The sequence below is a fragment of the Corynebacterium mastitidis DSM 44356 genome (assembly GCF_000375365.1).
Taxonomy (GTDB): Bacteria; Actinomycetota; Actinomycetes; order Mycobacteriales; family Mycobacteriaceae; genus Corynebacterium; species Corynebacterium mastitidis.
The window spans coordinates 1-2,739 of the sequence record NZ_AQXB01000024.1 but is presented as its reverse complement, the minus strand read 5'-3'; the positions used below and the strand labels follow the sequence as shown (position 1 = coordinate 2,739).

The window sequence follows — 2,739 nt, the reverse complement described above, 5'->3', positions numbered from 1 at the left end:
AGTGGTGCGAAGAATGTGCCGACAGCGAGTGCTGTTCCGAGTGCGGCGCCAGTAGCGGGGCTTGGTCGCGGTGGAGTGTGTGAGGGAGGCACGTTTAAGGTGACCTCGGCGCCGGCGTATGTGAAGCAGAATGATAATGGGACGCTGACGATTGATACGTCTCAGGCGAAGGCGGGGGAGTCGTTTACGCTCAAGGGGGTCTACACCGAGCCTACTTCTAGTCGGTCGAGTCAGGTGGCTGAGCCGTCGGCGGTGCGGGAGAATCATTCAGCGCGGGGATCGTCAGGGTCGTCGGGGTCTTCTGGTGCTTCTGCGCCGTCGGCGTCCCCGAGCGCGCAGGCTGGCCCGGATTCTGAGGCTGTGGCAGGGCAGGGGTGTTCTGGGCGGAGTGTGCCGGTGGCACTCGATGTGAGTGTGGGGGAGGCTCCTGCGGGGCAGACTGCGGCTCCTGCGGGTGCGTCTCAGGCGGCTGGTGCTCCGGGGACTGCGGCGGGGGTGCGCAACGAGGTGAGTTATCCGCCGGTGCGGGTGTCCCAGGGTGGTAGCGCGACGGTTAAGCCTGAGGGGGAGATTGCGCCGTATAACGCGACGCGGGCGGCGAATACGTATCCGTGGGTTTCGGTGGCTACGGATGGGACGGTGACGGCGTCTCCTGGCCGTGATGTCACTCCGGGGACGTACAAGGTGCCAGTCGCGTTGACGGATACGGCTGGCAATGTGGTCAGCATGGCTGAGGTTGCTGTGGAGGTCACAGGCGAGTCGTCGAAGGGGGATCGACCGGCGGCAGATGGGGACGCGGGTGCTTCTGGTGAGGTGACTGCGGCGCAGCCGAGTATGACGGTGACGGAGAATCAGCGGGTTATTGACCCGAATGAGCAGGAGGGTCCTGCTGGTTCTGAGGCTGCGGAGTCGTCGGCTGTTGCGGCTCCCCGCCCAGGTGGCAATGGGGGTGCTGCATCTCAGGGCAGTGGTGCTTCAGGTGGGACGAAGAGCACTCCGGCTGGGGGGAAGGCGTCTACGGTGCGGTCGAATCAGTCGTTGCCGGTGACGGGTTCGCCTATCCGGCTGTTGGCTGGGGGTGGGATGCTCGTGGGGCTTGCAGCGGTGGTGTTGGTGCTGTGGGCTGGCCGTAAGCGTCACGAGACGTAACAAGCTACTCGCAGCTCCCCTGTGTCTGCGGTGGCCTGCCTTAAGCGGTGGGTCACCGCTTTAGTTCTTCTTCGTCGAGGTTGTGTAGGGGGGCGACGAGGGTTCCGATGAGATCCTGGTTGTTTTCTGCGTCGTGGTCTTCTGGGTATAGTGCGCCGACGATAACACCGATGGGGTTTTTGTCAAGGTCGTAGACTTCAGCGCCGGAGTTTCCGTGGGCTGAGTGCATGTCGGGACTCACGAGAATATCGCCGTGGTCTTTGCCTTGGATTTCGCCGCAGTGCTCCGTCTCGGTGTTCTGCGAGTAGAAGCACAGTGTTTGCCCTAGTTGGAGCTCATAGGTTGCGGTCACGTTGTCAGGCTCGGCGGTCACGTTGTCGGTAAAAGTGATGGTGGCGAGGTCTCGGCCTTCTTCTTTGGTGGCTGTTCCTATTTTTTCACCACTGCGGTCGTAGACGTCTGTTCCGTTTTCGAGGCAGTGTCCGGCGGTGAATCCTTGTGTACCGTCATTGGTGATCGGGCCGAGTGTACACAGTGCGCCCTCCCGCGTTCCCTTCTCACCTGCGAAGATGATGCTTTCCCCGGATCTGACGTAGTTCATGGGGGGTCCAGAATAAAAGAAAGGGGGAACAGTGACCATGAGGGCAGCGCCAAAAAAGACAGTCATGATGAGACCTACGAACAGGGTACCCGGATTCCCATGTATCCATGATAAGATTTTCTTCATGATTTAATACCTCTTCCTACTTGACTTCTGGTGAAACATTGCTAAAATTATTGTAGCATGATCTTCACCAATAAAGAAAGATGAGAGCTGTGGCGAAATCCGGTACATCGTATGGGCGCACCCGAGCTATTCAGCGCGCAATGGAGAAGAAGAGAGCAGCCGCGCAGGCTTCTCGTTTTGCCCCGAAAGCGCCGCCGCAGGTCACGCCCCTGACTACCTATCCATTGAAGGATTATGCTGGTCATGTTCCTGCTGGTCATTCTTGGGATGAAGGAGACCTTCTTCATGTGGCGCACGTCTTAGCGGGCTACTTGAAGCAGAAGAATTTTCAGATACTGGATATGCCGACTGGTTTTGGTAAAACATCTATCGCTGTAGCTGCGGCCGCACAGCACCAGAAGAACGTGGGGCGGGCGGTTCCTGTTTTTGTTGTTGCTAGTCGGGCTATTATCGAGGCTGAGATTTGGCAAGGGACTATCATGTCCTATAACCAGAGCCACCCAGATAATCCTCTTAGTGTTTATGCGATTGAAACAACGGATCGTATGGCTATTCTTGATTCAGACGATAGTTTTCGGGATCAGACTCGTGCGGATATGGCGGGTGGTATTTTTCTTGTTGATGAGGTGCATAGGTTTAAGAATCCTACCGCGAAGCGGACGAAGGGCCTGCGGTCTTTGTCGAAGAACGCTAAGGTGTTAGGAGTGTCTGGTACCCCCATTACGAATAATCCTGCTTTGGATGTGTGCTCATATGCTGTGCTTGCAGGGGAGTTTAGGAGTAAGAATAGCTTTCTTGAAAAGACGGGCCTTAAGCCTCTCACGACTCGGTATTTCAATCATTTCAACATTTACAATAGTCGT

Annotated in this window: 3 protein-coding genes; 2 read left to right on the top strand and 1 reads right to left on the bottom strand. The window is 57.0% G+C overall.

Annotated elements, in window-relative coordinates; genetic code table 11:
• Positions 1-15 precede the first annotated feature (15 nt).
• Positions 16-1,149: a Rib/alpha-like domain-containing protein gene (locus B140_RS14680; RefSeq protein WP_425304667.1), complete on the top strand. Its 1,134-nt coding sequence runs from the start codon at positions 16-18 to the stop codon at positions 1,147-1,149.
• Positions 1,150-1,201: 52 nt separating this feature from the next.
• Here B140_RS14680 and B140_RS14070 read toward each other — a convergent pair whose 3' ends face one another.
• On the bottom strand, positions 1,202-1,876 hold the full coding sequence (locus tag B140_RS14070) for a chymotrypsin family serine protease (RefSeq protein WP_156801807.1): 675 nt from the start codon (positions 1,874-1,876) through the stop codon (positions 1,202-1,204).
• 140 nt (positions 1,877-2,016) lie between these two features.
• Between B140_RS14070 and B140_RS13570 the strand changes: the two genes are divergently transcribed.
• The coding region (locus B140_RS13570; RefSeq protein WP_169332548.1) for a DEAD/DEAH box helicase family protein at positions 2,017-2,739 on the top strand (723 nt) is incomplete at its 3' end.